We start from the raw sequence: 833 nt of genomic DNA, 5'->3' as shown, positions 1-833 counted from the left end.
GGCTACCTCTGGATTACGGCATAGGATGTAGCGCAGTCCATCTTCTTTTTTAACCTCCCGGTACTCCAGTTGCTCACTTGTGCGACAATAGATGGGAGCACCTTCCTTAAGTACTTTTTTCACCTCCCGGTTACGCCTTTTGCGCAAAGCCAGAATGGATTCAAAGTCCTGGTTTTCCAGCTCTTCTAAATTTTCCTTGCTGATGAGTCCTCGGTCTCCCACCAAGATGCACCGATCTATTTCAAACTCCTCTTTTAGCTTAGCCAGGATCTCCTTGAGGGTCTTTTTGTCCACCCGGTTGCCTTCAAAGACTTCATGGCCGATGGGCAGAGAGTTGCACAGGATAAGACCAATCAGCACCTGCTTCTTGCCTGGTTCATTATCCCGGGAATATCCCTCCTTGGCCAAAGAGGCTGGCCCTTGTCCTTCAAAGTAGCTGGAGGTAACATCGTAGAAGACCAGATCCACTTTCAAGCTAAAAAGGTCTCGCAATCTCAAATAGAGGTGCTTCTCCAGGGGCTTCTTCATCTTAAGGAGATGGTCTAGGGCTCGATAAAACTTCATCACCTCTTTCTTTAAGAGCTTCTCTTGCTCCTCTGGGGCTAAGGATTCATTAAATAGCTGGGGGGCAAACCCATGATCGGGCCACCACACCCCTTTCAACCACTCCAAGATGCCCAACTTAGAGGTGGGGTCAGAAAGCTTGTTTGCCACCATCATCTTTATCCACCGCTCATAGTCCAGTTGGACCTTTTGGGCCTTTAGAGATTTGCTAATAGCCTCCCCCAGTTCCAAATAACCCCATAGTTTTTGGACCACATAGACCAGGCCGT

The 833-nt window shown here is 48.5% G+C and carries 1 protein-coding gene; it reads right to left on the bottom strand.

The genetic code is table 11. From position 1 onward, the window contains the following. Positions 1–833 (bottom strand): IS1634 family transposase (locus HW443_RS12110; protein ID WP_176238317.1); only part of this gene is annotated, 833 nt, incomplete at both ends.

Source organism: Candidatus Hakubella thermalkaliphila, assembly GCF_013281975.1.
Lineage (GTDB): Bacteria > Actinomycetota > Humimicrobiia > Hakubellales > Hakubellaceae > Hakubella > Hakubella thermalkaliphila.
The sequence above is the reverse complement of the archived record's forward strand: the minus strand, read 5'-3'. Positions and strand labels throughout refer to the sequence as shown.